This is a genomic window from Actinoallomurus sp. NBC_01490 (assembly GCF_036227085.1).
In the GTDB taxonomy this organism is placed as follows: Bacteria; Actinomycetota; Actinomycetes; order Streptosporangiales; family Streptosporangiaceae; genus Actinoallomurus; species Actinoallomurus oryzae.
Window position 1 is genome coordinate 4,174,172 of sequence record NZ_CP109433.1, and the last position, 25,419, is coordinate 4,199,590.

Here is a 25,419-nt window from a genome sequence, read left to right on the forward strand (position 1 = left end):
AGTCATCTCTCGTATCACCGTGGCGCGAGCACATTCGGTGCCCGCCCGATCACCACTGTTCGCGAACCTCGCATTTCCCCGCCTCGGCTCTGTGGCCGAACTCATGCCGGAGGGGAAATGCTGACCACTTTCATCCAGGCGTTCCGAACACCTGACGTGCGCAGGAAACTGCTCTTCACCATCGCGATCGTCGTCATATTCCGGCTGGGGCAGAACCTTCCGGCGCCCGGAGTGGACGTCAGGGCCGCGAAGGTCTGCGTCGCCGGCATGAACAAGAGCGGCCAGGCCGGCGTCCTCGACACGGTCAACGTCCTCAGCGGCGGTGCGCTGCTGAAGCTGTCCGTTTTCGCGCTCGGCATCTTCCCCTACATCACGGCCAGCATCATCCTGCAGCTTCTGACGGTGGTGATCCCGAGGCTGCAGGCCCTGAAGAAGGACGGCCAGTCCGGCACCGCCAAGATCACCCAGTACACCCGCTACCTCACCGCCGGGCTGGCCGTGCTGCAGGGGGCCAGCGTCGCCGCCGTCGTCTCGACCGGCGCCCTGTTCCGGGGCTGCTCGTCCTCGCTGCTGCGCGACCACCGGATCCTCACCATCGCCACGATGGTGATCTGCATGGTGGCCGGCACCGCGGTGATCATGTGGCTGGGGGAGCTGATCACTGAGCGGGGCATCGGCAACGGCATGTCGCTTCTGATGTTCACGCAGATCGCCGCGATGCTCCCGACCCAGTTCTGGAACATCGACAAGTCCAAGGGCGGCTTCACGTTCGTCGTGGTCGTCCTGCTCAGCGTCGCGGTCGTGGCCGGCGTCGTCTTCGTCGAGCAGGCCCAACGGCGCATCCCGGTGCAGTACGCCAAGCGGATGGTGGGCCGGCGGACGTACGGCGTCACCGGCACCTACATCCCGTTGAAGGTGAACCAGGCGGGCGTCATCCCGATCATCTTCGCCTCGTCGCTGATCTACCTGCCGTCCACGACCGCCCAACTCTGGCCCGGCAACAGGTTCCTCAACCGGACACTCGCCCCCTACCTGAGCCCGGGCAGCGCGTGGAACACGGGGGCGTTCTTCCTGCTGATCGTCTTTTTCACGTACTTCTACGTGGCGATCACCTTCAACCCGGTGGAGATCGCTGACAACATGAAAAGGTACGGAGGGTTCATCCCCGGTATCCGTCCCGGTCGCCCGACCGCCGGATATCTCGACCATGTGCTCACGCGGATCACCGCTCCGGGCGCGCTCTACCTGGGTCTGATCGCGCTCATACCGACGATCGAGTTCACGGCGATGGGCACGGCCCAGGAGTTCGCCTTCGGCGGCACCAGCCTCCTGATCGTCGTCGGCGTGGGGCTGGACACCGTGAAGCAGATCGAGAGTCAGCTTCAGCAGCGCAACTACGAGGGCTTCCTCCGCTGACCCGCCGTGCCGCTGATCCCCCGGCCGCCCCGTACGGCCGAGGGATCAGCGGCGCACGGTCACCGCCACCGAGCACGGGGAGAATCAGGCCTCGTTCAGTGACCGCGCCTGCGCTTGCGTCGCTTGGCGCGCGTCGCCTCATACCGATGTTCGACGTCGGTCGCCTTCCGGGCCCGGGCGTCCGCCGACGCCTGGGCCTTGCGTTCCTCGAACTTCAGGCGGACGGCCTCCTGGGAGGCGGTAGCACGCCGGCACGGCGCGCCGCGGGCGGCCTCGCGTGCCGCCGGCTTCGCGGCGCCGAACACCACCCGGGTGGCGCGCACCTGCCCATCCTCGTCGACCTCGAGAATGCCGACCCGGAACGGATCCTCGAGACACACGGTCAGTGTCACGGCGCTCATGTCCCCTCCAGCAGGCATACCGGCCACCGGCCTGACGAGGCCGGATTCCGGCGCACTGGACATCCCTGGAGAGGGCGGATACGGACCGTCGGACGACGGCGCCCGGGCCACCGACCAGGCCGCGTTCTCGTATGCACCGCCGAGCGTGTCTTCGGCGTTCTCGCGGAGTCGACGCGTTATCGAGCCCGCGGACCCACAGGCGGCGACGTGCCCGCCCGGCGCCGCGCGCCTCTGCCGACCCGATCGTGCGCTCCTGAGCGCATCACGGGTGCCGCCCGGCCGGGGCGGGCATGCCGGCCGGGCCGCGCAGCGCGGACACGATCCAGTCGATGGCCGCCGCGGGGGACTTCGGCGGCCGTCGGCCGTCGATGACCGACAGCAGCCGCCAGTAGCGTTCGGCGCGAGCGTCGGTGCGTACGGCCAGCCGCTCGGCGAGTGCCGTGCGGAACTCCCGGCTCGTGCCGGCTCCGGGCAGGTAGGAGAACGCGGCCAGGACCTGTTCGATGACCGGTGCGGCCTCCGGGCCAACGGGGTCGGCCCCGGCCGTGGCCGCCGCGTCCGCCCGGTCGATGGCGGCCTGGACGGCTCGTCCCTGCTCTTCGGTGTGGACCCGCATCGGGTCGCCGGCCGCTCGCCGCGACGCGTGATATTCGGTCATCCGCCGGACCCGCGCCCGGAAGCGTGGATCGCTCGCCAGCTCGGCGAGTTCGATCCACGCCTCGATCTGTTCCGACGTCGGGTCCTCCGGCAGCCGCGGCCGGGCCGCGCGCATCCGCCGTTCGGCCTCCGGGGCGATGTCCAGGCCCGCGCAGACCTCGTCCCAGAACGCGTCGATGATGCGGCGGCGCTCGGCCTCGGACGCCTTCGCGATCCTGTGCAACGACGCCAGCTCCTCGTGCTCGGCCTCCCGCCTGGCGGCCAGGCGGAGCACGGCTCTCCGCTCGTTCAGGACGCGGATCTCCGAATCGAGGTCCGCGGCCCGCGACCCGGCCATCTCGGCCAGGCCGACCTCGCGGGCCAGCACGCGCCGGATGCCGTCCAGGCCGAGGCCGAGCTCCCGCAGCGTCCGTACCAGGCTCAGCCGAGACAGCGCCTGCGGGCCGTACAGCCGATGACCGTGCGAGGTCCGGTCGGTCGGTGGCACCAGTCCCATGTCGGAGTACAGCCGGACCGTCTTGGTCGTCAGGCCCGTACGGCGTGCCGCCTCGCCGATCGAGCAAAGCCTCGTCTCGCCGCTCATGCGTCCACTATCGGGGTTCCCGTAACGGGAGGCGCAAGGGCACGATCCCCGCTCAGCTCCCTCCACGTGGCGGATCTCCCGCGCGTACGGGGTCGGGCGCGGGGCCGAGCAGTGTGGCGACGGCGTCGGCGGTCTCGGGGTGGCGGGCCAGCAGTGCCGCCGCCGCGGAGGGCCGGGGCGCGGCGCCGGCCGTGCGGTCGTAGCCGAGCAGGTCCACCACCGCCTCGTACGCCGCCGGATGGGCGGTCAGCAGGTCCGCCACGGGGCCGGACGGCGTGGGGGCCACCGGCGCCTCGGCGGGCCGCCGCGACCACGGCGGCACCCACGTGTCGACGGCCGCCAGGCTTCCGGGGAAGGTACGGCCCGCCTCGCGTACGAGCACCGGCACGAGTTCCCGCGCGTTGTCGCGCAGGGTCGTGATCAGCGTGGGCAGCCACGGGAGCAGGACGGTGTCGGGCAGCCGGGCGAACGACTTGGAGATCACCTCGACCACCATCGGCGTCAGCGCCGGAACCGGCTCCAGCGCCTGGACGAACCCGCTGAGGTACTGCGGGAACGCCGGCACGACGAGCGGGTTGGCCAGCAGGTCGTCGCAGCGGGAGCGCAGGTCGTCCTGGGACAGCAGGCCGAGCTGGCAGCTCGCCGCCCACAGCAGCGCGACCTTCGCCGGCGCCTCCGGGTGCGACTGGCGTACGGCGAGTTCGAGCTGGGCGTGGGCGCAGCCGAAGGACAGGGCCAGGCTCTCCATGCCGAACAGGAACCCGAGCATGGCCGCCACCTGGCGCACGCCGCTGTCATCGTCGGTGAAGGCGGTCGGCAGCAGCGTGCAGTAGTGGGCGTACCCGGTGGTCACGAACGCCTCGCACCACCGCGGCAGCGCGGGCCGGGTCGCGCGGTAGTGACCGAGCAGCCGGCGCATGCGCCGCAGCACCTCGGGCGCGTCGTCGACCGTACGCTCGGCGGACAGCAGCTCCACGGCCCGCGCGCCGAGCTCGTCGGTGAGCCGGCCGCCGCCGAGGTAGAGGAGGGACTGCTCGACCGCGTCGAGCGCGACGGAGGCGGTGGCGCGCTCGCCCTGCACGGCCCGGCGGAGGCGCTGTTCGAGCACCTGCTCGACGGTGACGCCCTCGTACCCGAGCTCGATGAGCGAGCGCTGGTTGCGGCCGATCGCCAGGTCCCAGCTCTCCTGGATCGAGCGCTCGCCGAGTCGGCGCGAGCCCATGATCGGGCGTACGGCGTCGTCCGGCAGCAGGTGGCGCAGGATCCACAGCAGCTGGGAGCAGGGGGCCAGGTCCGGTCGTGCGTCGAGGTCGAGCAGGGCCCGCTGGATCGTGCGCTTCTCCAGGTCGAGCCCCAGGGGCGCGAGGCGGTCGAGGACGTCGCGCGCCAGCGGCGGCAGCGCGTCGTACCCGACCTGACCGACCCGGTCGCCACCGAGGAGGATCTCGCAGAGGCGGCGCACGTCGCGCCGGCCCGGCACGGCGTCCTTCTCGATGCAGGTGATCGCGGCGTCCTGGAAGTCATGCGGCGTGGGCCGGCGGCGGCCCCGCAGCCCGGCGAGCAGGACGGACGTCTCGAACACCGCGATCGCGTCGGCCGTGCTGGCGAGGTAGCCGTTGCGCCGCGCCAGCCGGACGATGCCGGCGCACCAGCCGAGCAACTCGTCCTCGTCGATTCCGTCGAGGGCCGGTGGCGCGGCCAGGAAGCCGGACAGCCGGTCGGTGACGGGCTCCGGCGGCGCCGGGGCGCGCTTCTTGGCGGTCTCGCGGGTGCCCTTCTGCCCCTTGAGCCGGTACGGCGCGACGCGTGCGTGCTTGAGCGCCTTGGCCCAGGTCGCCGCGGCGATCGACACCGAGCCGGAGGCCAGGCCGAACTGCGCCTCGATGGCCGCGTGGCTGGAGGGGATCAGCCCGTAGAGCCAGCGGGTGGCCGTCCGCGGGGCGATCTCGAACGGCTTCGCGTCGGCGTCGACGCCGAACTGCTCGACCGTGCTGGCCGCGTGGAAGGCGCCGCAGACGTACAGGCAGTCCGCGGGGTCGGCGCCGGAGGAGGCAAGGTGCTCGCGCATGCGGGTCCACATGTACCGCTCGCGGTTCTCGTCGGCCTCAAGGCCGCGCCGCCCCGGCCGCAGCCGGCGGAACAGGCTGCCGATCAGCACCATGACCTGGCGGTACGTCGCGTAGTCCGCGCCGATCAGGGGCTGTTCGACGTACTGGTCCCACCACTCGGACCAGTGCCGGACCCGGCCGTGGTGGAGCAGGTGCTCCTCCAGCTCGGCGAAGCCCGGCCGCAGGTCGCCGATCTCCAGGCCGACGGCGTCACCGTGCAGTGTCGCGTCGTTCTCGGACTCGGCCTCGGACCCGGGCTCTGTCTCGGCGGGCGGCTCGTCCGGCTCCCACTGGAACACGTGATCGGTCGAGCGGTCGACCAGCACCAGCTCGACGCCCGGAGTGTCGAGGGCGTACGCGATGGCCTGGTACTCCGCGGACGCCTCGGTGATGGGGGCCACCACGCTGAGCGGCGCCGACTCCGGCGGGAACCCGTCGATCTCCGACGCGAACGCCTGGAGCGCGACCGGCAGGCGGCAGTTGCGCAGCTCGTCCAGCAGCGGCCGCAGGTCCTCGCACAGCTCCAGGTAGATGACCTTGGGCTGCTTGTCGCGCAGCCGCCGCGCCATCGCGAGGGCCGAGGCCGGTGAGTGGTGGCAGACCGGGAAGATCTCCAGCCGCTCGGACAGCGCACGGTCGACGTCGTCGACCATGCCCGAGAGAATCTCGGGCACGGCGCTCGGATCGTCGGCGAACGCCTCGGCGGCGGTCGTCAGCTGCTCGCGCAGCGCGTCGAAGGTGCTGGTCGTCATCTAGTTTGCGGCGTGGAAACCCGGTCTTTCAGCTTCAGGGCCCGGGAGGAAACGCCGTTCCCTCCTTTCGGGTTGCGTAGGCGTAGCCGTCTGCTCTTTGGAGCAGGCGGAAGTATTTGTGCCGGGCGGTCGCTGTCCTGTGGGCGGTGCGGACTGCGAATCTGCCGGAGGTTCGGACGGCGACCCGGCCGGTGTGGGTCCCTGCGTACTTGCCGACCGGAACGACGGCGCGGACGAGGTCGCCGGTGGCGAAGCCGAAGAACCGTTTTTGCCGTGGCAGTCGTAGGCGCGGGAACCCGTACTTGTCGGTGCGTGTCCGGGTGTACGTGCCGCGTCCGGCGCATCCGGCGACCAGGACGGTGACCGCAGTCTCGGTGACGGTGTCGAGTTCGCCGACGCACAATGCGTCGATGGTGTGGGTTTTGGGCAGCGTGTTTCGGGTGCGGTTCCACTTGGTCCGGCCCCCGGAGCTGACGTGGGTGGGCAGCATGGCGTCGAGTGCCCGCCAGAGGGCCCACCGGGTTGACTGCGCGGCGGCGGCGTCTTGAAGCGGCGCTTTGGCCCGCTTGATGATGTCCGTGGCTCGCTTGGGTGCGAACTCCCGTACATCCTGGGCTCCCTTGGCTTGGGTTGCACGGTATGCAGGCCAGGACGAGGTTAGAGATGCGGTCGGATCCGCCCTGGGAGCGGGGGTGGACGTGGTCGATGTTCAGCGGGCCATCTGTGGCGCCGCAGTACACGCACGTACGGCCGAACTTCGCGAGCAGGTACTCACGAACTTCGGTGCCGTGCAGGGTGCCGTGCTGATACTCGGCGCCCTCCAGTGGCTGGTCAGCCGACAGAGCGTGGGTATCGAAGGCAACCCGCTCAACATGCACCGCGCGCACGGGCGCCCAGCGGGTGAGCCGGTCGACCCATGAGGCGGTGGTGTCGACCCGGTGTCGCAGGGATGGCGCGAGCCATCCACCCGGCCGGGTCCGGTTGAGGAACCGCGGAGCGCGGTAGCGCAGGTTTGTCGTGCGGCGGCGCCTCCGGTACGCGGCGCGCTGCTCCAGCTTCTTACGGATCGCTGCGCCACGGTGGTCGAGCTGGATTGAGTACCGGCCGCGCGGTTCACCCGCGACCGCAGTGAACACCGCAACGCCGGTGTGCTTGCTGCCGGGGTCGATACCGACCTCAACACCGTCCACTTCCGATCCGGCCACGGTGCGGTCCTTGAGACGAATGACGAACGGGGTATGCCGGGCCACGACAGCGCGGCCGGACTTGAGCAGCTTCCTCGCCCTCGCGGGCGTTGTCGGCTGCAACGGGGTGCCGTGCCTGTCGAGGACGAACACGGCGGGGTGCCGCTCACGCGGCCTCTCCCCGGCCCTGGAGGGCGCGGGGGTGACGTTCCCGGCGGTAGGTGCCCCACCGGAAATCTCCCCTCGACCATGTCCCGCACCGGGTGCCGCATCACGGCGCTGTGAGCCCGTTTCGTTCCCGATCCGCGGAGTGTCTGCTGCCCACAGTTCAAGAGCCGACTGCTGAGGAAGCACAGTCGGGTTGGTCTTCTGTCCTGTACGGAACGTAGCCATCAGGTTCACCTCCCTTTTGGTGATGGCTGGGTCTGGTAACGGCGGCCTCAGCCGTGTGGCTGAAAGCCCGGTCCTCCAGGGCCGGGATCCCGTTAGGACAAGGTGGCGATCGCCTGGCGGCCGCCTTCGAGGAAGGCCTGCCACGGGCCGCCCTCGTCCTGCTTGCCGCGCGGCTCGACCACGCCGTGCCAGAACTTGTTCAAGATGGCGAGGTCCTCGGGGCTCCGGCGGGCCAGCGACCCGATGAGCGAGCTCGCGAGCGTCTCGGCCCGCAGCGTGCTGTCGCCGAAGAAGCGGCTGTGCAGGATGGCGTCCTCCAGTACGCCGATCTGCTCGGCGGTGGACAGGGCGGACTCCAGGCGTTCGTCGTCGCTGCCGGCCGAGGCCGAGGCCGCGCGCAGGTCGGCGAAGCTCTCCAGCAGCACGTCCAGCAGTGTGGGCGGAACCTCCAGCTCGATCCGGTGCCGGCGCATGAGCTCGGTGGTGCGGAACCGGATGATCTCGGCCTCGCTGCGCCTGTTGGTCACGACCGGGATGCGGACGAAGTTGAACCGTCGCTTCAGCGCCGAGGACAGGTCGTTGACGCCGCGGTCACGGCTGTTCGCCGTGGCGATGATCGAGAAGCCGGGCTGGGCGAAGACGATGTTGTCGTGGTCCAGCTCGGGGATGGAGACGTACTTCTCGGACAGGATCGAGATCAGTGCGTCCTGGACGTCGCTGGTCGAGCGGGTCAGCTCCTCGAACCGGCCGATCACGCCCTGCTCCATCGCGGTCATGATCGGTGAGGGGATCATGGACTCGCGCGACTGCCCCTTGGCGATCACCATCGAGACGTTCCAGGAGTACTTGATGTGGTCCTCCGTGGTGCCCGCCGTCCCCTGCACGACCAGGGTGGAGTTGCGGCAGATGGCGGCGGACAGCAGCTCGGCCAGCCAGCTCTTGCCGGTGCCCGGGTCGCCGATCAGCAGCAGGCCCCGGTCGGACGCCAGCGTCACGATGCTGCGCTCGACGAAGCTTCGGTCGCCGAACCACTTCTGCGGGATCTCGCGGTCGAGGCCGTCGGACCGTGTCGACCCGAGCACGAACGTGCGCACCATCCGGGGGCTGAGCCGCCAGGAGAACGGTTTGGGCCCGTCGTCGACGGACTCCAGCCAGTCGAGCTCCTCGGCGTACTTCACCTCGGCGGGGGCGCGGAGCATGTCGTCGGTCATGAGCGTTCTCTCTCCTAGGCGAGGAAGTTCTTGAGCTCGAACACGAGCTTGCGGATGTGTCCTGAGATCACGGGCGTGCCGAGGTCCTTGAAGCGCTGGCGGAACCAGGGGTTGACGCTCTGCTGCCCCGAGCTGTTCACCGAGCCGACGGGGATGAACCTCACCCCCGAGCGATGCACCGCCTCGATGCCGTCGAACAGCGGCTGGGACCGGTCGAACTCGTAGAAGTCGGAGATCCACACCATCACGGTGTTACGCGGATCGGAGATCTTCGGCCGGGCCATCGCCATCGCGACCGGCCCGTCGTTGCCGCCGCCGAGGTTGGTCCGCAGCAGCACCTCGAACGGGTCGTGCACCCACGGCGTCAGGTCGAGCGCGCGCGTGTCGTACGCGATCAGGTGCACGTCGACCTTGGGCAGGCCCGCGAAGATCGACGCCAGGATCGTGCAGTTGACCATCGAGTCGACCATCGAGCCCGACTGGTCGACCACCACGATCAGCCGGGCCGGCGTGGTGCGCTTGGCGGTGTGCCGGTAGAACAGCCGGTCGACGTAGAGGCGTTCGTCCTCGGGGCTGTAGTTGGTGAGGTTCTTCCAGATCGTGCGTTCGAGGTCGAGGTTGCGGTACACGCGCTTCGGCGGCACCGAACGGTCGAGGGTGCCCGCGCTCGTCTGCTGCACCTGGGTACGCAGCACCTGAGCGACCTCGTCGACGTAGCGGCGGATCAGCGACTTGGCGTTGGCGAGGGCGACGCCCGACAGGTTGGACTTGTCGCGCAGGAGCTGCTCGATCAGCGACATGCTGGGCGTAAGGCGGCTCGCGAGCGCCGGATCGGCGAGCACCTCACGGAGCCGCATGCGGCGTACGAGGTCGCCCTCCAGCTCGGACAGGGTGCCGGACAGCCCGCCGGCGGCCTCATCGCCGAGCGCCTCGCGGAGCCACCCCGCGTCCTTCTGCCAGCCCGCGAGCCGCGTGGCCGTCACGCTGCCCGATCCGGTGGAGAACACGTTGAGCAGCAGCTTCGACATCAGTGCCGCCCGGCGTACCGGGTCGCCTCCGGCGTCGCCGTGCTCCATCAGGCCGCGAAGCTCACCGCCCAACTCGGGGAAGCGCTGGATGAGGTTGTCCACCGAGATGGACGGGTCGAGCAGCGCGGGCGGCAGGCCGAGGTCGTCGACGATGGCCATGCTCGCGGTCTCGAGCGCGGGCTGCTCGTCGACGTCGAACACCCGGGCCAGCAGCCGCCAGTAGAGCACCTGACGCCGGGTCTCGTCGCTCGGCGCCGTCATGGGGGTCTCGGTCATCGTCGCAGGAGCCGTCCCGCTCGCTCGCGGAGCACGGCGACCGCGTCGCCGGCTCTGGCCTCGGCCTTCACGACCTTCGGGTCGGTGGGCCCCATCGCCCAGTCGCCGCCGTGCGCCTCGAACGGCCTGCGCTTCAGCGTGCCGCGTACGGCGAGCGGCTGGAGCGTCCACCGGCCGCCGTCCCAGCGGACCAGGCCGACGCAGGCCTCGGAGGCGGTCACCATCGCCGGCGTCAGCGGCCCGCCGCCCGGCAGCCGGTCGAGGTCGACCGGGAGCGTGTGGCCGTCGAGTTCGAACCCGCCGTCGACCGCCCGGTAGCCCTCCACCAGCACGGGTTCGGCGATGCGCACCGGGTGGCGTTCCAGCGGCGGCACGGCCGGGAAGGCGGCCTCCGGCAGCAGCACCCGGGTGGTGACGAAGGGGTCGGCGGGCTCGGCGAGGGCGGCGCGGTCGTCGTGCCAGAGGAGGTCGCCGCTCGCCAGCAGCGGCATGTCGGTGAGGTCCAGGCCGCGGTGCTCGGCGAGGGCGCCGAGCAGCGTCGGATGCGCGTGCAGCAGCCGCCACACCGCCGGGCCGACGATCGTGTCCACCTTCGCGGCGCCCACGCTCACGCGCACGGCGCGCGGCGGAGCCCCGCCGGCAAGCTCGAGGATCGCGTGGACCTGCGCCTGGACCGCGGTGGCGTGCTCGTGCAGGTCGACGCCGAGGACCAGTAGCCGCCCCGACACCGGCTCGGGGCCGTTCTGCTTCTCCCGACCGACCGACCCCGACCGGCAGAGCAGCAGGGCCCGCGCCCACAGGTCGGCCCAGCGCCGGGCCGGCAGCCGTTGCATCGTCGCCACGGGGGAGGAGGCCCGCAGCTCGGCGGCGAGGCCGTCGAGCAGCACCGCGAGCCGCCGCGCGCCCGGATCGGCGAGCAGGGCCTCGACCGCCTGGTCGGCGGCGGAGACGAGGTCGTGGTCGACGCCCCGCCATCCGGTGATGGCCAGTTCCTGGAGCCAGGAGCGGCAGGCGCCGAACCGGGGGTCCGCCGGCTCCTCCTCGATCGCGGGCTCGGCCGCCTCCACGACCGGCGGGACCGCCCGCTCACGGCCGAGCGCGGCGTCGAGCCGGCCGAGCAGGGCGTCGTGGACGGCGCCGAACAGCGCGGTGCGCCCTCCGGCCAGGGCTGCGAGGTGCTCGTCGGTGACGGAACCGGCGGCGATCTTCTCGGCGGCCTCCCGCACGGGCGGGCCGAGCGGTGTCGCGCCCAGGGCGCCGGCCAGCGCGGTCAGCGCCGCCGCCTGATCCCCACCGAGGCGGCCGAGGCCGTGCGCGAGGGCGTCGTCGAACCCGGCCACCAGGTCGAGCGCCTCCTCGGCGCCGTCCGGCGCCGCGCCGAGCAGCTCGGCGAGCTGGACACCGAGCATCACCGGACCTCCGCGGAAACGGCCGGGAACCAGTGCATCTCGGCGAGCGGCGCCGTCGTGCCGGGGAGCTCGAGGTAGGTCAGATGCCGCAGGAAGCGGCTGAACACCCCGGCCGCCGGCGCGGCCTCGCGCGTGCCGTCGAGGCGGCTCATCAGGTCGTCGTCGCCGGTCTCGACGCGGAGGTAGCGGGCGACGCGGTCGAGGCCGTACTGCAGCACGGCCTCGTCGGCGAGCGCCCGCAGGTGCTTGCACGGCGAGGCGCCCGACAGCCCGCCGCACGGGCGGTTGTTGTTGGTGCTGCAGCTGAACCCGTGGGTGGCGGCGCTGATCGAGGAGACGTAGACGCGGGCGAGGTCCGAACCGCTCGACACGACGCCCTGCAGCCGTCCGTCCGCCAGTTCGACGAAGGGGACCTTGACCAGCTTGCGGGGGCGCACGGGCCGTACGACCGGCTCGGCGCTGCGCTGCTCCCGAGCGGCTGTTTCGATCATGAACCGAAGCTATCGGGAGCCCCCGACAGTTCCGGGTGATCGCCGTTCGCGCCCATCCGGCCGCCCTCGTACACACTCCCGGCGGCCGACAGGTCGCTCGCCCCGGAGGAAAGGAACCGAGGCCGCGATGAGTTCCGGCCGGCCGCCGGGTCCGTACCTGTGACGGGTCCGGACCACGGTGAAAGGGGACCGCATGACGGTGGAGGTCGACGAGGGGGAGTTCGTCAGGCTCACCGGCCCGCACCGGAGAGAACTCCTGGTCTTCTGCTACTCGATGCTCGGCTCGGCGGAGGACGCCGAGGACCTGGTGCAGGAGACCTACCTCCGGGCGTGGCGTTCGTTCGGCGGCTTCGAGGGCCGGTCCTCGCCGCGCACCTGGCTCTATCGCATCGCCACGAACCGGTGCCTGACCGCCCTCGAACGCCGGGAGCGCCGGCCGATGCCGTCCGGGCTCGGCGGTCCGGCGGAGGATCCGGAAACGCCGCTGACCACCGATCCCCGGGTCGTGTGGCTCCAGCCGCTGCCCGAGGGGATGCCGGGCGACCCGGCGGCGGTCGTCGAGCGGCGCGCCGGCGTACGGCTGGCGCTCGTGGCGGCCATGCAGCACCTGTCGGCCCGCCAGCGCGCCGTGCTGATCCTCCGGGAGGTGCTGGCCTGGCGCGCCGCCGAGGCGGCGGAGGTCCTCGGCATGACGCCGACGGCGGTCAACAGCGCCCTCCAGCACGCGCGGGCGCGCCTGGGCCGCGCCGCGGCCATGGAGGAGGAGCTCACCGAGCCCGCCGAGGCGGCCGCCGCGCCCTGCTCGGACGCTACGTCACGGCCTTCGAGAACGCCGACGTCGCCGGGCTGGTGACCCTGCTTCACGAGGACGCGGTGATGGAGATGCCGCCGTACCTGACCTGGTTCGCCGGGCGCGCGGCGGTCATCGGCTTCCTCGAGCGCAACTGCCTGACGACCCCGGGGGGCTTCCGCATGGTCCCCGTGTCGGCCAACGGGCAGCCGGCGGTCACCGTGTACGAGCGGGAACCGGACGGCGCCTACCGGGCCCACGGAGTGCAGGTGCTGACCGTACGGGGCCGGGCGATCAGCCGGATCGACACCTTCCTCGACCCCGGGCTGCCGGCCGCCTTCGGGCTGCCCGCCACCGCGTGATGAATCCGGCGCCCGGCCCGGGTCTCCATCTCCGGCAGACCGAATCACGAAACGCACCACACGAAAGGACGCGTCATGATGAAGATCATCCGTTACCGGACCCGGCCCGAGGCGGCCGAGGAGAACCAGCGGCTCGTGGAGAAGGTGTTCGCCGAGCTGCGCGCCGAGCGGCCGGAGGGGCTGCGCTACGCCACGTTCCGCCTGGCCGACGGGGTGAGTTTCGTCCACCTCGTCGCCTACGAGGGCGACGGCGATCCGCTCGGCGCATCGGCCGCCTTCGCGGCGTTCCAGCAGGGCATCGGCGACCGGGTCGCCGCGCCGCCCGAGGCCGGAGAGGTCACCCTCGTGGGGTCCTACCGCCTCTTCGGCTGAGCCCGCCCACCCCCGGCCGGGATCGGTAGCCGCCGGGGCCCCCACGCGCTCCGGGCCCCGGCCCGGTCCTCCTCCGGTCGCCGTGTCCGATTTCTTCCGTCACATCCGGGAAGCGAGGCGTACGCTGAGGCGCCGCCGCGCGGTCGCGGCGCAGGAGCGGGCCGAGGACGAGGGCAGAGGACGAGGGCCGATGCTGACCCTGAGGTATGTGCCGGAGATCGACGACATCGTCGAGCTCATGGCCATGTCGCCCATGCAGCGGCGCATGCGGAGGCGGGGGATACGGTACGCGGTCTTCGCCACGGCGCTGCTGTGCTGCGTGCTGTGCCTGAACGTGGCCGAGCCGATGGGCGGCACGCTGGTGGCCACACTGGTCTGTGCGCTGGTCGCCGTGCGCTACCTGCGGAGAGCGTGGGTGCTCTGCTCGCGCGGAGCACTCCGCCGCCGGGCACGCGACGCCTGGCAACGCTCGCCGGTGCTGCGCCAGGCGCACGAGGAGCAGCTCACCCCGGAGAGCCTGACGGTGCGAACGGAGGAGATCACCGAGACCTACGCCTGGTCGCGATTCGCCGCCTTGGCGGAGACCGACCGGCAGTTCATCCTCATGGACCGTGAGGGTGAACCCTCGATCGTCCTGCCCAAGCGTGGCCTGCCCGACCCGTCGCTCGTTCCGGTCTGCCGCGGCCTTCTCACGGACTGTCTGGCGGCCGCCCGGCCGTGCCCCGGAGGAGCGGTAGCCTCCTGCGAGTGACCGATGACGTGGAGGAAGACCATCCGCCGGTGACGCGGCCGGCCGGTTTCGTCGAGCCGGAGATCTACTACGCGGGGCTCGCCACCGTGTACGTCGTGGCCGGAGCCCTGATCACCGATCCCGCCGGGCGGGTCCTGCTGGTCAAGCCCAACTACCTCGACCACTGGCTCCTGCCCGGCGGCACGGCCGACGAGGGCGAGCCGCCCGAGGTCACCTGCGCCCGTGAGGTGAAGGAGGAGATCGGCCTCGACCTGCCGGTCGGGCCGCTGCTGTTCGTCGGCTGGGGGCCCGCGCGCGCTCCGCGGCCCCGGCCCATGCTGACCTTCATCTTCGACGGTGGCGACCTCGACCGCCCCGAGCGGATCCGGTTGCAGGAGGACGAGGTGGACGACCACGCCTTCCTCCCGCCGGACGAGGCCTGTCGCAGGCTCGGCCCCGTCGGGCACCGCCTCGCGCCCGCGCTGCGCGCCCGCGAGACGAAGATCCCGCGCTACCTGTCCGAGGCGTGAGCGTCCTGCTCCGGCGCGGGAAGTAGCCTTGATGCGTGCCGCATTCCACGTCAAACCCGGCGCCGGACTTCGCGTCGCCGAAGGCCCTCAGTGAGGCCCTCGAAGCACACGCGTACCTGTCCGACGAGGGTCTCGCCACGGCCTGCTTCCTCGGCCTGCGCATGCGCCGGCCGCTGTTCCTGGAGGGAGAGGCGGGCGTCGGCAAGACCGAGCTGGCCAAGACACTCGCCGCCGTCCTGGACGTCCCGCTGATCCGCCTGCAGTGCTACGAGGGCCTGGACGCCGCGCAGGCCCTGTACGACTGGGACTTCCCCCGCCAGCTGCTGCACCTGCGCGCCGCCGAGGCGGCCGGGGTCACGGACGTCCAGCGTCTGGAGTCGGAGCTGTACGACCGGCGCTTCCTCGTCTCGCGTCCCCTGCTCCAGGCGCTGGAGACCTCGACGGAGGAGCGGCCGAGCGTCCTGCTCGTCGACGAGATCGACCGGGCCGACGACGAGTTCGAGGCGTTCCTGCTCGAAGTGCTGAGCGACTTCACGATCTCCATCCCCGAGCTCGGCACGATCAGTGCCCGGCGGCCCCCCGTGGTCGTCGTCACGTCCAACCGCACGCGCGAGGTGCACGACGCGCTCAAGCGCCGCTGCCTGTACCACTGGCTCGACCACCCCGCCTTCGAACGCGAGGTGGCGATCATCCGCCGCAGGCTCCCGGAGGCGGCCGAGACGCTCGTACGGCAGGTGGCGGGCGCCGCGGGGCGGCTGCGGCGGCTGGACCTGCTGAAGGCGCCGGGCATCGCCGAAAGCCTCGACTGGACCGAGGCGCTCGTCGCCCTCGGCGCGCGCGACCTGGACCCGGAGACGGCCGCGGTGACGCTCGGCACCGTGCTGAAGTACCGCGAGGACACCGAGCGCGTCGTCCAGGGCGGCATCGAAGCGCTGTTCAACGGGGGCTGACCGTGTCCCGGGACGTGGTCGAGACGCTCACCGGCTTCGCCCGCACGCTCCGGGCCGCGGGCGTCGGCGCCGACCCCGAACGGGTCCAGGCGATGATCGGCGCGGTGAGCCACCTCGACGTGCTCGATCCGGTCGACGTGTACTGGGCCGGGCGGCTGACCATGTGCGCCGACCCGGCGGACCTGCCGCGCTACGACCGGTGCTTCGCCGCGTACTTCACCGGCCGTACGCCCCCGGTGACCCGTACGATGCCGCCCCCGGTCACCGTCATCCGGCCGGCCGCAACCCCGGGCACGGCCGAGGGCGGCGACGAGTCCGACGACGTCTCCCTGGCGACCGCCAGCGAGATCGAGGTGCTGCGGTCGCGTGACGTGGCCCGGCTCAGCGCCGCCGAGCGCGCCGAGGTCCACCGGCTGCTCGCCCTGCTCGACGACGTCTCCGCCCGGCGCCGGTCGCGGCGCTTCACCGCACGCCACCGCGGGCGCCTCGACCAGCACCGTACGGTCCGCTCCATCCTGCGGCGCGGCGGGGAGATCTCCGGCCTGGGCTACCGCGCCCACCGCACCCGGCCCCGGCGCGTCGTGCTGATCGTGGACGTGAGCGGCTCGATGAGCCCGTACGCCGACGTGCTGCTGCGCTTCGCGCACGCCGCCGTGCGCTCCGCGCCGCGGACCACGGAGGTGTTCAGCGCGGGCACCCGGCTGACCCGGGTCACGCGCGAGCTGCGCCACCGTGAGCCGGACGCCGCGATGCGCGCGGTGTCGGCGGCGATCCCGGACTGGAGCGGCGGCACACGGCTGGGGGAGGAGCTGAAGGAGTTCCTCGACCGCTTCGGGCAGCGCGGCATGGCCCGAGGCGCGATCGTCGTCGTCGCCTCCGACGGCTGGGAGCGCGGCGACCCGTCGCTGCTCGGCGAGCAGATGGCGCGGCTGCGCCGGCTCGCGTACCGGGTGGTGTGGTCCAACCCCCACAAGGCCCAGCCGGGCTACGAACCGCTCACGGGAGGGATGCTCGCGGCGCTTCCGTACGTTGACCACTTCGTGGCCGGTCACAGTCTGGCCGCGCTCGAAGAACTGGCAGGGGTGATCGGAAATGCGTGACGTCCTCGGTGATATCGCCAAGTGGTACCACGAGGGAGAGACGTTCGGGCTGGCGACCGTCGTGAACACCTTCCGCAGCGCCCCACGCCCGGCCGGGGCGGCGATGGCCGTCTCCGGCGGCGGTGAGGTGGTCGGCAGCGTGTCCGGCGGCTGCGTCGAGGGCGCGGTGTACGAGCTGGCGCAGGAGGTCGTGGAGTCGGGCCGGCCGGTCGTGCAGCGCTACGGCGTCAGCGACGACGACGCCTTCGCCGTCGGGCTGACCTGCGGCGGCATCCTCGACATCCTCGTCGAGCCGATCAGCCCGGAGACGTTCCCGCTCTTCGGCGAGGTGGTCGCCGCCATCGAACGCCACGAGCCGGTCGCGATCGCCACCGTCATCGAGGGTCCGGGCGAGATCGGCGCCCGGCGGATCGTGTGGACGGACCGCGCGGAGGGCTCACTCGGCGTCGGGCGGCTGGACGAGGCCGTGGACGACGACGTGCGCGGCATGCTCGCCCAGGGCACCACCGGCATCCGCCGGTACGGCCGGCACGGCGAGCGCCGGCTCGACGAGCTGAGCGTGTTCGTCCACTCGTTCGCCCCGCCGCCGCGCATGCTGGTGTTCGGCGCGATCGACTTCGCCGCCGCGGTCGCCCGGATCGGCAAGTTCCTCGGCTACCACGTGACCGTCTGCGACGCCCGCCCGGTCTTCGCGACCGCCAAGCGGTTCCCCGAGGCCGACGAGGTCGTGGTGAAGTGGCCGCACAAGTTCCTCACCGAGACCGGGACGGACGTGGACGAGCGCACGGTGATCTGCGTGCTGACCCACGACCCGAAGTTCGACGTGCCGCTGCTGGAGGTCGCGCTGCGCACCCGCGCGGGCTACGTGGGCGCGATGGGCTCCCGCCGCACCCACGACGACCGCCTCGAACGCCTCCGTGAGGCGGGTGTCACGGAGGCGGAGATCGCCCGCCTCCGCTCGCCGATCGGCCTCGACCTGGGCGCGCGCACTCCGGAGGAGACCGCCGTCTCGATCGCGGCCGAGCTGATCCAGCTCCGCTGGGGCGGCACCGGCCAGGCCCTCACCGAGACGGAGGGCCGCATCCACGGCGCCTGACGGTGCGGTGGTTCCGGGCGGTCTCCCGGAGACCGCCCGGAGCGTCACGCACGGGCGGTCTCACCGCGGAGACGGCCGGGGCGTCACCTGCGGGTGGTGCCCGCCTCGGCGAGGTTGACGATCGCCTCGGCGGCCCGGAAGTACTTGTTGTGTCCCATGTCGCCGATGGTCTTGATGCCGAACGCCTTGTTCAGCGCCTCCGCGTCGGCGTCGCTGACCCCGGCGATGGCCGCGACGGGCGCGTCGCAGAGCCCTTGGAGATCGGTGTTCTCATAGGCCTTGTCAAGTAGCTTGTCCAGGTCTGCGGTGACTGCCATGTCCGTGCACCTCCATCTGCGTGCCATGACCGGGGCGTTCGTGCCCCTCTGTAGGCCCTTCCCCGATATGTCCGACTTGGCACGTGATCGCGGCTCCGTGCGCCGATGATCAGCGATTCGGCCGGTCGGCCGGGCGGGACCTGGATACGCTGTCCGAGCATGGAGACCAGGCATGCGGGAGCACCCGCGGGGCTGTTGCTCGCCGCGGGAGAGGGGCGCAGGCTCGGTACGCCCAAGGCGCTCGTCGAGATCGGCGGGACGCGCCTGGTGGATCGGGGCGTGCGGATGCTGCACGAGGCCGGCTGCACGCCGATCGTCGTGATCACCGGCGCGGCGCGCGTGGACGTCGCGGGCGCCGTCGTGGTGCACAACCCCGAGTGGCGCAGCGGGATGGGCTCCTCGCTGCGCACCGGGCTGTCCGCGCTCGCGCCGACGTGCCCGGCCGTCGTGATCGCCCTGGTGGACCAGCCCGACGTCACCGCGGCGGCCGTGCGGCGGCTGCGGGCGGCGTACGAGGCCGGGGCGCGGGTCGCGGTGGCGACCTACGGCGGCCGTCCGCGCAACCCGGTGCTCATCGCCCACGAGTACTTCGAGGAGGCCTCCGCGTACGCGCGGGGCGACGTGGGGGCGCGTGAGTTCCTGCGCGCCCGGTCCGACATCGTCGTTCCGGTCGCCTGTGACGACGTCGCGGATCCCGGTGACATCGACACGCCCGAGGATCTTCAACGGTACGGCGGCTCCCGCTGACAACCGATCGTGGCGCTCGCGCGTCTTGCACACGCCGGGGGGCTCTGGTGGCGTAAGTGACGACAACGGTGTCAGGGGCACCGTGGGAAGGCGCGCGATGAGCAACTGGCCGGAGGAGCCCGGCTACCACTGGGTCACGCACAACGACAGCACGGCGAGCCACCTCGCCAAGGCGGCCGAGGCCATGGCCGCTCCCGTGCCGGATGTCGCGAAGGCCCAGGTTCACGCCACGATGGCGCAGGCGGAGGCCACGATGGTCGTGGTGCACACGCTGCGCGACATCATGGGCCGCATGTACGAGCAGACGGTCGCGGTGGAGAACCTCCGACGGACGATCGCCGGGCTCGACGGAGCCGAGGACGACGCACGGGGCGCCGACTCGCTGATCTTCGGCCGCGAGGCGGATCTCAGCCGGGAAGCGTGACGGCGTCGGCGTCGACCGCGCCGCAGTCGACCGCGCGCCGCAGCCGCGCCGTCAGCGCCTTGATCGTCGCCGGCTCGTCGAGCACACCGTCCGCCCGGCGGTCGGCGTCTCCGGCCTCGTTCCACGCGCGGACCCGGTCGATGACGTCGTCCAGCCCGCTCAGGTGGAAGGCGTAGACGGTGGCGAACCGGCTCGCCAGGTGCGCCGCGTGCATGTCCCAGCCCTGGTTGTAGCCGTGCAGCAGGGAGTAGCGCACCAGGGCGGAGTGCAGGCGCCACGCCTTGTGGACGTCGGCCGTCTCGTCGCCCGCCGGCACGATGTTGGTCGAGCCGTCCGACAGGCGCACGCCCGTGCCGGCCAGCGTGACCTGCATGACGTGCCGGGCGTACTCGCAGGACGGGTGGTCCAGCCGCTGCTCCGACGGCGGCAGCCCCAGCGCGGCCGTGTAGTCGTAGACGCCGAAGTGGGCGGCGCTCAGCCGGCCGCCGGCGGCCTCGACGATCGCGGGCAGGCCGGTGACCGACTCGGGCGTCTCGACCTGGATCTCGAAGCGCAGCATGTTCGCCGGCAGGCCGATCTCGTCCTCGAACCGGGACAGGAACTCGGCGAAGATCTTCACGTGCTCCGCGGTGATGACCTTCGGGAACGTCACCACGAAGCCGCCCGGCAGCTTGCCGAGGCGTTCGGCGAGCCCGGTGAGGAACCCGTCCAGGGTGCGCATCGACCGCGCGTGCCCGCCGTCCGCGAACGACCGGACCCGCAGCCCCCAGTAGTAGGGCAGCCGCCGCGACTCGTACGCCCGCGCGACCTCCTCGACGGCGCTCGCGACGTGCGCGTCCTCCTCTTCGTCGTCGCGCACGCCGTAGCCGTCCTCGAAGTCGATCCGCAGGTCCTCGACCGGGTCGCGGGAGAGCTTGGCGGCGACCCGGTCGCGTACCGTCTCGGCCAGCGACGGCTCGACGCCGAACGCCGCGTTCATCGTGGACGGGTCCGCGACGTGGGCGTCCAGCAGCCTCAGCGCCTCCGCGCCCATCTCGCCGGCGGTGTTCGCGGTGAAACGGTCCGCGGGCACGTACACCGTGTGCACCGGCTGGCGGTCCGCCGGCTCGCCGGGGCGGCGGCGCGCGTGCTCGGCGCGCGCCTCCTCGACGCGAGCGTTCAGATCGTCGAGCGAGGACAGAGTCAACTTCACCGCGGTTTCCCTCCCAAAGATGCTGCGCCACACGTTACCGACCGAAACCGCCCCGAGACGGGTGATCACGTAGGGCCGTCAGCCCGCGGTGATGCCCCAGAGGCCGGAGGTCTCCGCACCGGGCCTCAGCGCGATGAGGTCGACGCCGGTGACGAAGGAGTTCGGCGGGCAGGTCATCGGCTCGGCGCCGAGGCCGGTGCGCCGCGTCTCGTCGGTCACCTCGTCGCGGGTGTAGACCTCCAGCCACGGATGGCCCTCACCGGCCCACAGCGCCACGGCGAGTTCGCCGTCGCTGAGCCGTATCCACGCCCGGCCGTCGCCGTCGCGGACCAGCGCGGTGTAGGGGTGGTTGATCGCGGTGGCGCCCAGACGCCGCGGCGCGCGGAAGTCGTACGGCGTGCCCGCGACGTCCCGCGCGTCGCCGACGGGGATGGAGCGCGAGTCGGTCTCCAGGTAGCGCTCGGCGGTGACGAGCAGGTCGCACTCGTCCAGCGGCCGCCCGAGCGTGAGGTAGGGGTGCGCCCCGTGCCCGTACGGCGCCACGCGTGAGCCGGCGTTGCGCGCCGACTGGCGCACCGTCAGGCCGCCGCTCGCGTCGAGGGAGTACTCCACGGTGAGGTCGAGGCGGAACGGGTAGCCCGAGTACCCGAGCAGCCGGTGGGTGAGGGTCACGCGGTGGCTCTCGTGCCCGGCGACGCGCCAGGGCGCGAACCGGACGAGCCCGTGGATCGCGTTGTCCAGCGGGCCCTCGTTGATCGGCAGGGCGTAGGCCTCGCCGTCGAAGGAGTAGCGGCCGTGGTCGATGCGGTTGGGCCAGGGGGCGAGCAGTTGCCCCGCGGCGGCCGGCGGTGGTTCGTCGGGGCCGTGGGAGAGGATCAGCGGCCGCCCGTCGTGCGCGAGCGCGCGCAGGCTCGCCCCCTGCTCGGTCACGACCGCCGCGTAGGGGCCGGCGGAGATCTCGTACTGGTCACCCGTGAGCGTCATGGTGTGATTGTCGCCTGCTCGGCCAGGGCGTGCACAGCCTGGGCGAACACCTCGGCCGGCGGGGACACCAGGCCCGCGCCCACCTGCCCGGTGCCGGCGACGCGTCCGGCGATGCCGGTGTTGACGACCGGCAGCAGGCCGGTGCGGACGACCTTGGTGACGTCGATGCCCGCCGGCGTGCCGCGAAAGTCGAGGATCGGCACCTGGAAGGCCGGGTGCTCGGCCAGGGTGATCTCGTACATGCGCTGGGTCGCGGCGAGCGCGTCGGGCACCTCGCCGCCGATGAACCGTACGATCGCCGGCGCCGCCGCCATGGCGAACCCGCCCACCCCGGTGGTCTCGGTGATGGTCGAGTCGCCGATGTCGGGGTTGGCGTCGGCCGGGCCGTACGAGCCCAGGTAGAGCCCGTCGGGGACGCCGGCCGGCCCGGTGAACCAGCGGTCGCCCGTGCCGGAGACCTGGACGCCGAAGTCGGTGCCGTTGCGCGCCATCGCCACGACCATCGACGAGCCGGGCACGCCGCGGGCGGCGTCCGCGCTCACCTTGCCCGCGGCCATGGCCAGGTTGAGGAAGAAGTGGTCGTTGCCGGCCGCGAACCGCAGGGCACGCGCGCCGCCCGCATCGGCCAGGTCGCCCGCCAGCTCGCGCACGAACAGGGAGGTCGCCGCGCGGTTGCGGTTGTGCAGCTCGTCACCCATGTGCAGCGCCTGGGCCATGATCGCCCGCAGGTCGACGGGCCCGTGCGCCCGTACGGCGTCGCGCAGCCTCGGGCCGAGGTCGCCGGCCATCCAGCGCAGCCGCTCGATCACCTCCGGCCCGTACGCCCCGTAGCGCAGGACCTTGCCGAGACCCTCGTTGAGCGAGCAGTACGCGGTGCCGCCGCTCTCGGCGTCCTCGACCACGAACATCCACATCGACGGGCTGACCACACCCGCCATCGGGCCGACCGCGCGGTGGTGGTGGCAGGGTTCGAGCGGCGCGGCGCGGAGCATCCGCTCGGCGTCCTCGGGCGTGTCGGCCAGGCCTTCGAAGAGCGCCGCGCCGATGAGCGCGCCGCGCATCGGGCCCGAGGCGCGGTCCCAGGCCAGGGGCGGCCCGGCGTGGAGGAACGCGCCGCGTTCGATGCCGAGGACCTCGCCCGCAGGCCGGACGTCGACCAGGTGGGGCCGGGCGCCGAGCATGCGGCGGACCGCCTCCGCGTTGGCCTCCGGCAGGCGCCGGTCGCCCGTGACGACGGCCAGATCGGCCGCGAGGTCGCCGTCCGGAGGCCGCCACTCGACCGTCTCCACGGGTACGGCCTGCTCGGCGAGCGCGTCGGCCAGCACGGACGCGCCGGCCGCGACGACCCTGACCTCGCGGGTGAGCAGCCCGCCGAGCCCGGCGCCGTCGTCGTCTCTCCCGCGCATGGTCACGATCCTTCCGCGAGGGCGACGGCGTGACGCGCGGCCGCCGCGTTGGAGGCGAAGACCGCCGCGCCGGCGCCCGCGAGCGCCCAGGCCTGCCGGTCGCGGCCCTGCGGGTCGCCGGAGGTGCCGCACAGCGACACGACCACCGGCACCCGGGCGTCGCGGATGAGCGGGACGAGGGCGGAGGCGGGATCGGGGTCGGCGCCGTGGCCGAGGACGACGTCGATCAGCACGACCGCGTTCGCGTCGCTCGCCGTCTCGGTGGCGAGGCGTTCGAGCCGCAGCGTCGGGTCGATCATCGGATGGGCGCGGCCACGGGTGTAGCGGTCATCGCCGAGGTCGGTCATCTCGTGCGGCGTCGAACCGGCGACGATCGAGGCCTCCTCGCACAGCGTGCCCCCGGCGAACAGCCCGCGGATCCGGCCGCGCCTCGGCGGGTGCGAACGCGCGGCGGGCATCCAGGACGGCCACTCGGGCAAGGGCGCGCCGACGGTGTTCAGGGCGTCCTCGGCCACGGCGGTCAGGTCGCCGCCGCCCTCGCCGAGCAGCCCCAGGCGCACCGGGGTGGCCAGCCGCCGCGCCGCCGACCGGATGAGGTCGCCGACCTCCGGCGCGGGGGGCTTGGACACCACGACGATCAGATCGGTGGCCGGGTCCGCGTCCAGCGCCCGCAGGGCCTGGAGGGTCGACCGGCCGCTGATCTCGGCGGACAGGTCGCGCCCGCCGACGCCCAGCACGTGGCTGATCCCGGCGCCCGCCTCGTCGAGCAGGCTCATGACCTGCTGGGCGCCGGTGCCGGAGGCGGCGACCAGGCCGATCCGGCCCGGGCGCACGACGTTGGCGAAGCCGAGCCCGACCCCGCCGATCACGGCGGTGCCGCAGTCGGGGCCCATCACGAGCAGGCCGCGCCGGGCGGCCGTCTCCTTGAGCGCCAGCTCGTGCTCGACCGGCACGTTGTCGCTGAAGATCATGGGGTTCAGCCCGGCCTCCAGCGCGTCCATCGCCTCGGCGAAGACGTACGGCCCGGGCACCGAGATCAGCGCGACGGTGGCGTCGGTCCGCCGGGCCGCCGACCCGGTCGTGCGGGGCGGGGGAGGAGCGCCGAACGCACGGGGCGCGGTGCGGGTGGCGAGCAGCTCGTCGACCGTGGCTCGGGCGGACTCCAGCGCGGCCTCGTCGTCCGCGCGGATCGCCACGAGCAGGTCGTCGGGCCGCGCTCCGGGCGGAGGCGTGAAGCCCATCTCGGCGAGCAGGTCGACGTTGAGCGTGGTGGCCATGGCCGTCAGCGCGGCGCTCACTCCCGGGCGCTCGGCCAGGCGGCGGCCGGCCCGCATGAGCGTCACCGAGTCGTGGTACGCGCCGGGCCGTACCTCCACCACTTCGTTGGTGCCCAGGGTTCCCCGCCTCTCGCTCCGTCGTGTGGACCCGGTCACGGCGCCTCCTTCACCGACTCCGTGACCAGGGGTTGTTCTCTCTCGTTCCCTCGCTCCGCCCGGTCACGGGCCCTCGCCGGGCGCGGGCCGGGCGGCGGCGCTCAGCGCCAGCGCGGCGCGGCAGCCGAGCAGCAGTCCCCACGTCAGGTCGGCGCCGGACGTGTGACCGGTGGCGATGAGCCGCCGCGCGGCGGGGACGAGCGGGTCCTGGCCGGCGATGCCGCGCAGGACGGCCGCCGCCTCGAAACTCGCCTGGCCGCGGGCGGCGCAGTGCAGCAGGGTCGCGGCGAGCGACGTCGTACGCTCGCCGGCGTGGGCGGTGACGGCGGCGCCGAGCCAGTCGGCGAGCCACACCGCGCGCCCGCCGCCGGGCACCGCGCCGCCGAGCAGGCGCAGCGCCAGCAGCAGGCCGGCGAGGGCGTCGTCGCCGCTGGGGGTCAGGCCCGGGCCGAGGCCGACGATGCGCTCGGCGGCGTCGACGGCGTGCGCGAGGTCGCCGGCGAGGCAGGCCTCCGCGAGGTTCTTCGGCGTCTCGTGGCCGGACAGGCCCCACGGTCCGGTGACCGTGCCGAGCGCGCGCTCGCCGTGCGAGAGGCGGGCCAGCGACAGCGGCCCGAGCACGGGTGTGGGGTCCCACCAGCGGCGCACCCGCGCGCGCAGCCGCCCGCCGACCAGCACGCAGCCGTCGCCGGCGCACGCCTCGTCGCCCTCGCGAACCGCGCGGAACGGCTCGTGCCGGGTGGGGACGGCCAGGACGACCGCGTTCGGCGGGCGTACGGCGTCGGAGGCGGTCAGCGCGATCACCGCGGGCTCGGGGGACCGGTCGACCCGCAGGTAGACGGCGGAGGGGAAGACCGCGATGACCCGGCCGTGGCGGCGGGGTCCGCCGAGCGCGGAGCGGACGCCCAGGCTGGCGGCGCCGGCGAGCGTGGGCACCGTCACCGTGGGGGAGCCGCGCGTGCCGGACCTGCGCCGGGCGGTGGACACCGTCACCAGATCGCCTCCCCGTGATGGGCTCGCTCGTGGCGAACGTAGACCGGGCCCGGTCCCGGCCGTATGGAGAATTCTGCCAAGGAT

Annotated in this window: 25 protein-coding genes and 1 pseudogene; 11 read left to right on the forward strand and 15 right to left on the reverse strand. The window is 72.7% G+C overall.

Going from position 1 to position 25,419, the window contains the following annotated elements; translation table 11 throughout:
- The first annotated feature begins 117 nt into the window (after positions 1-117).
- Entirely contained in the window at positions 118-1,416 is a 1,299-nt protein-coding gene (gene secY, locus OG417_RS20020; protein ID WP_329258091.1) for a preprotein translocase subunit SecY, read from the forward strand.
- Between the two features lie 95 nt (positions 1,417-1,511).
- Here the strand turns inward: secY and OG417_RS20025 are convergent, their stop codons facing one another.
- From OG417_RS20025 to OG417_RS20065, 9 genes and pseudogenes are all read right to left on the reverse strand, one after another.
- Positions 1,512-1,817: a DUF2992 family protein gene (locus tag OG417_RS20025; protein ID WP_329258094.1), complete on the reverse strand. Its 306-nt coding sequence runs from the start codon at positions 1,815-1,817 to the stop codon at positions 1,512-1,514.
- 262 nt (positions 1,818-2,079) lie between these two features.
- Positions 2,080-3,057, reverse strand: a complete 978-nt coding sequence (locus tag OG417_RS20030; RefSeq protein ID WP_329258097.1) for a helix-turn-helix domain-containing protein — start codon at positions 3,055-3,057, stop codon at positions 2,080-2,082.
- A 52-nt stretch (positions 3,058-3,109) separates the two neighbouring features.
- Positions 3,110-5,917 carry a DUF5682 family protein gene (locus OG417_RS20035; protein ID WP_329258100.1) on the reverse strand — a complete coding sequence of 936 codons (2,808 nt, stop codon included), beginning with the start codon at positions 5,915-5,917 and terminating at the stop codon, positions 3,110-3,112.
- A 34-nt stretch (positions 5,918-5,951) separates the two neighbouring features.
- Positions 5,952-6,407, reverse strand: a complete 456-nt coding sequence (locus tag OG417_RS20040) for a hypothetical protein (protein ID WP_329263187.1) — start codon at positions 6,405-6,407, stop codon at positions 5,952-5,954.
- 109 nt (positions 6,408-6,516) lie between these two features.
- Positions 6,517-7,494: pseudogene (iscB, locus tag OG417_RS20045) on the reverse strand (RNA-guided endonuclease IscB); the annotation flags it as partial.
- A 92-nt stretch (positions 7,495-7,586) separates the two neighbouring features.
- Entirely contained in the window at positions 7,587-8,705 is a 1,119-nt protein-coding gene (locus OG417_RS20050) for an ATP-binding protein (protein ID WP_329258103.1), read from the reverse strand.
- Positions 8,706-8,719: 14 nt separating this feature from the next.
- On the reverse strand, positions 8,720-10,009 hold the full coding sequence (locus tag OG417_RS20055) for a vWA domain-containing protein (protein WP_329258106.1): 1,290 nt from the start codon (positions 10,007-10,009) through the stop codon (positions 8,720-8,722).
- Entirely contained in the window at positions 10,006-11,418 is a 1,413-nt protein-coding gene (locus OG417_RS20060) for a hypothetical protein (RefSeq protein WP_329262409.1), read from the reverse strand. Before OG417_RS20060 ends, OG417_RS20055 begins: the two co-directional genes overlap by 4 nt.
- Positions 11,418-11,909, reverse strand: coding sequence for a hypothetical protein (locus tag OG417_RS20065; RefSeq protein WP_329258109.1), 492 nt, complete (start codon positions 11,907-11,909; stop codon positions 11,418-11,420). Before OG417_RS20065 ends, OG417_RS20060 begins: the two co-directional genes overlap by 1 nt.
- A 193-nt stretch (positions 11,910-12,102) precedes the next feature.
- Between OG417_RS20065 and OG417_RS20070 the strand changes: the two genes are divergently transcribed.
- The 8 genes from OG417_RS20070 (at position 12,103) to OG417_RS20105 (ending at position 17,839) form a co-directional block, all read left to right on the forward strand.
- Positions 12,103-12,762, forward strand: a complete 660-nt coding sequence (locus OG417_RS20070; RefSeq protein WP_329258112.1) for an RNA polymerase subunit sigma-70 — start codon at positions 12,103-12,105, stop codon at positions 12,760-12,762.
- Positions 12,759-13,061: a nuclear transport factor 2 family protein gene (locus OG417_RS20075; protein WP_329258114.1), complete on the forward strand. Its 303-nt coding sequence runs from the start codon at positions 12,759-12,761 to the stop codon at positions 13,059-13,061. The genes OG417_RS20070 and OG417_RS20075 overlap by 4 nt, the downstream gene beginning before the upstream one ends.
- 75 nt (positions 13,062-13,136) lie before the next feature.
- Positions 13,137-13,433, forward strand: a complete 297-nt coding sequence (locus OG417_RS20080; protein ID WP_329258116.1) for a hypothetical protein — start codon at positions 13,137-13,139, stop codon at positions 13,431-13,433.
- A gap of 190 nt (positions 13,434-13,623) precedes the next feature.
- Positions 13,624-14,184: a YcxB family protein gene (locus OG417_RS20085; RefSeq protein WP_329258119.1), complete on the forward strand. Its 561-nt coding sequence runs from the start codon at positions 13,624-13,626 to the stop codon at positions 14,182-14,184.
- Positions 14,181-14,693: an NUDIX hydrolase gene (locus OG417_RS20090; RefSeq protein WP_329258122.1), complete on the forward strand. Its 513-nt coding sequence runs from the start codon at positions 14,181-14,183 to the stop codon at positions 14,691-14,693. Before OG417_RS20085 ends, OG417_RS20090 begins: the two co-directional genes overlap by 4 nt.
- Before the next feature lie 35 nt (positions 14,694-14,728).
- Positions 14,729-15,643 carry an AAA family ATPase gene (locus tag OG417_RS20095; protein ID WP_329258125.1) on the forward strand — a complete coding sequence of 305 codons (915 nt, stop codon included), beginning with the start codon at positions 14,729-14,731 and terminating at the stop codon, positions 15,641-15,643.
- 2 nt (positions 15,644-15,645) lie between these two features.
- Complete coding sequence (locus OG417_RS20100) at positions 15,646-16,743, forward strand: vWA domain-containing protein (RefSeq protein WP_329258127.1); 1,098 nt, start codon at positions 15,646-15,648, stop codon at positions 16,741-16,743.
- Positions 16,736-17,839 (forward strand): XdhC family protein, encoded by a 1,104-nt coding sequence (locus tag OG417_RS20105; protein ID WP_329258130.1) that lies wholly within the window; start codon positions 16,736-16,738, stop codon positions 17,837-17,839. Before OG417_RS20100 ends, OG417_RS20105 begins: the two co-directional genes overlap by 8 nt.
- Positions 17,840-17,922: 83 nt before the next feature.
- Here OG417_RS20105 and OG417_RS20110 read toward each other — a convergent pair whose 3' ends face one another.
- Entirely contained in the window at positions 17,923-18,156 is a 234-nt protein-coding gene (locus OG417_RS20110; protein ID WP_329258133.1) for a hypothetical protein, read from the reverse strand.
- A 159-nt stretch (positions 18,157-18,315) separates the two neighbouring features.
- Here OG417_RS20110 and OG417_RS20115 point away from each other — a divergent pair, with 159 nt between their 5' ends.
- Both OG417_RS20115 and OG417_RS20120 read left to right on the forward strand, forming a co-directional pair.
- A complete protein-coding gene (locus OG417_RS20115; protein WP_329258137.1) occupies positions 18,316-18,903 on the forward strand; it encodes a nucleotidyltransferase family protein in 588 nt (195 codons plus the stop codon).
- Positions 18,904-19,000: 97 nt separating this feature from the next.
- Positions 19,001-19,327, forward strand: coding sequence for a hypothetical protein (locus OG417_RS20120; protein ID WP_329258140.1), 327 nt, complete (start codon positions 19,001-19,003; stop codon positions 19,325-19,327).
- Here the strand turns inward: OG417_RS20120 and OG417_RS20125 are convergent.
- The 5 genes from OG417_RS20125 to OG417_RS20145 all read right to left on the reverse strand — a co-directional run bounded on the left by OG417_RS20125 (position 19,311) and on the right by OG417_RS20145 (position 25,335).
- Positions 19,311-20,519, reverse strand: coding sequence for a DUF6986 family protein (locus tag OG417_RS20125; protein ID WP_329258143.1), 1,209 nt, complete (start codon positions 20,517-20,519; stop codon positions 19,311-19,313). The two genes, OG417_RS20120 and OG417_RS20125, sit on opposite strands and share 17 nt — an antisense overlap.
- A 78-nt stretch (positions 20,520-20,597) precedes the next feature.
- The gene (locus OG417_RS20130; RefSeq protein ID WP_329258145.1) at positions 20,598-21,503 is read right to left on the reverse strand and encodes an aldose 1-epimerase family protein; all 906 of its coding nucleotides are present in this window, start codon (positions 21,501-21,503) and stop codon (positions 20,598-20,600) included.
- Complete coding sequence (locus tag OG417_RS20135; protein WP_329258147.1) at positions 21,500-22,909, reverse strand: DUF1116 domain-containing protein; 1,410 nt, start codon at positions 22,907-22,909, stop codon at positions 21,500-21,502. Before OG417_RS20135 ends, OG417_RS20130 begins: the two co-directional genes overlap by 4 nt.
- Before the next feature lie 2 nt (positions 22,910-22,911).
- Positions 22,912-24,342, reverse strand: coding sequence for an FdrA family protein (locus tag OG417_RS20140; protein WP_329258148.1), 1,431 nt, complete (start codon positions 24,340-24,342; stop codon positions 22,912-22,914).
- 63 nt (positions 24,343-24,405) lie between these two features.
- Complete coding sequence (locus OG417_RS20145) at positions 24,406-25,335, reverse strand: oxamate carbamoyltransferase subunit AllH family protein (RefSeq protein WP_329258150.1); 930 nt, start codon at positions 25,333-25,335, stop codon at positions 24,406-24,408.
- Positions 25,336-25,419: the final 84 nt, after the last annotated feature.

What these genes read in the sequence shown, in the direction of transcription:
- OG417_RS20070 (WP_329258112.1), top strand. Translation starts at nt 12,103, where the DNA reads ATGACGGTGGAGGTCGACGAGGGGGAGTTCGTCAGGCTCACCGGCCCG.
- OG417_RS20030 (WP_329258097.1), bottom strand. Translation starts at nt 3,057, where the DNA reads ATGAGCGGCGAGACGAGGCTTTGCTCGATCGGCGAGGCGGCACGCCGT.
- OG417_RS20135 (WP_329258147.1), bottom strand. Translation starts at nt 22,909, where the DNA reads ATGCGCGGGAGAGACGACGACGGCGCCGGGCTCGGCGGGCTGCTCACC.
- OG417_RS20105 (WP_329258130.1), top strand. Translation starts at nt 16,736, where the DNA reads ATGCGTGACGTCCTCGGTGATATCGCCAAGTGGTACCACGAGGGAGAG.
- OG417_RS20060 (WP_329262409.1), bottom strand. Translation starts at nt 11,418, where the DNA reads ATGCTCGGTGTCCAGCTCGCCGAGCTGCTCGGCGCGGCGCCGGACGGC.
- secY (WP_329258091.1), top strand. Translation starts at nt 118, where the DNA reads ATGCTGACCACTTTCATCCAGGCGTTCCGAACACCTGACGTGCGCAGG.
- OG417_RS20080 (WP_329258116.1), top strand. Translation starts at nt 13,137, where the DNA reads ATGATGAAGATCATCCGTTACCGGACCCGGCCCGAGGCGGCCGAGGAG.
- OG417_RS20035 (WP_329258100.1), bottom strand. Translation starts at nt 5,917, where the DNA reads ATGACGACCAGCACCTTCGACGCGCTGCGCGAGCAGCTGACGACCGCC.
- OG417_RS20085 (WP_329258119.1), top strand. Translation starts at nt 13,624, where the DNA reads ATGCTGACCCTGAGGTATGTGCCGGAGATCGACGACATCGTCGAGCTC.
- OG417_RS20120 (WP_329258140.1), top strand. Translation starts at nt 19,001, where the DNA reads ATGAGCAACTGGCCGGAGGAGCCCGGCTACCACTGGGTCACGCACAAC.
- OG417_RS20110 (WP_329258133.1), bottom strand. Translation starts at nt 18,156, where the DNA reads ATGGCAGTCACCGCAGACCTGGACAAGCTACTTGACAAGGCCTATGAG.
- OG417_RS20050 (WP_329258103.1), bottom strand. Translation starts at nt 8,705, where the DNA reads ATGACCGACGACATGCTCCGCGCCCCCGCCGAGGTGAAGTACGCCGAG.
- OG417_RS20025 (WP_329258094.1), bottom strand. Translation starts at nt 1,817, where the DNA reads ATGAGCGCCGTGACACTGACCGTGTGTCTCGAGGATCCGTTCCGGGTC.
- OG417_RS20130 (WP_329258145.1), bottom strand. Translation starts at nt 21,503, where the DNA reads ATGACGCTCACGGGTGACCAGTACGAGATCTCCGCCGGCCCCTACGCG.
- OG417_RS20040 (WP_329263187.1), bottom strand. Translation starts at nt 6,407, where the DNA reads ATGCTGCCCACCCACGTCAGCTCCGGGGGCCGGACCAAGTGGAACCGC.
- OG417_RS20065 (WP_329258109.1), bottom strand. Translation starts at nt 11,909, where the DNA reads ATGATCGAAACAGCCGCTCGGGAGCAGCGCAGCGCCGAGCCGGTCGTA.
- OG417_RS20115 (WP_329258137.1), top strand. Translation starts at nt 18,316, where the DNA reads ATGGAGACCAGGCATGCGGGAGCACCCGCGGGGCTGTTGCTCGCCGCG.
- OG417_RS20055 (WP_329258106.1), bottom strand. Translation starts at nt 10,009, where the DNA reads ATGACCGAGACCCCCATGACGGCGCCGAGCGACGAGACCCGGCGTCAG.